Source organism: Cobetia sp. LC6, assembly GCF_030264805.1.
Classification (GTDB): Bacteria; Pseudomonadota; Gammaproteobacteria; order Pseudomonadales; family Halomonadaceae; genus Cobetia.
Genome location: NZ_JASSPL010000032.1, coordinates 1 through 760 on the forward strand (window position 1 = coordinate 1; position 760 = coordinate 760).

1 protein-coding gene is annotated in these 760 nt (G+C 67.8%); it reads right to left on the reverse strand.

Annotated features, from left to right (window positions below; all coding sequences use genetic code 11):
• A partial coding sequence (locus QQF40_RS17160) for a TolC family protein (RefSeq protein ID WP_285462028.1) occupies positions 1-760 on the reverse strand: 760 nt, incomplete at both ends.

Below are 760 nucleotides of genomic sequence, written 5' to 3' on the forward strand. Positions count from 1 at the left end.
CGAGCCGGTGATGAACTGGTCGCGATAGCTGCTGCGCAGGCGTTCGCCGCTGCGCGCCTGCTGATCCAGCGCCTTGATACGTGCCTCGACCGCGGGCTGACTGGCTGACAGACGCTTTATCTGGCGGCGTAGCTCGCGGGCGGTGGAGGCGGTCTCGAACTGGGCGGCGGTCAGGCGTGCGCGGTCCGCTTCGGGCTGGCGCAACGGCGTCAGGCCCTGGAAGACCGGGGCCTCGATGCGCAGACCGATGCTGGAGTCGCTGACCATGTCGTCGTTCGACTCATAGCGTGAGCTGGTCGCCTCCAGACGCAACTCCGGCCAGCGCTCGGCCTCGCTCAGGCTCAGGGCGTGGCGCGCGGCATTCTGCTGGCTGACACGACTGCGATAGGCCGGCGCGTTGGTGATGGCGGCATCGGTGGTGACGGGGTCGTGCGCCAGATCCGCCACGATCGGCAGGGGCGGCGGGGCGCTCAGGGCAACATCCCTGAAGGAGCGGCCGCTGAGTATCTCGAGTTCCTGACGGGCGGTGTCGGCATCGCCCTGCAGACGTGCCAGCCACTCGCGGGCGCTGGCAAGATCAACGGCGGCCCGGTCCAGTTCGACCCGATCCCCATAGCCCGAGAAGGTGCGGTCATTGGCCAGACGCTCGAGGCTTTCGAGCTTCTCGATGTAATCGCGTACCCGGCGCATCATGGCGCGGTTGGCACCGAGATCGATATAGGCGGTGATCGCCTCCTGCGCGACTTCCATGCGGGTCTGA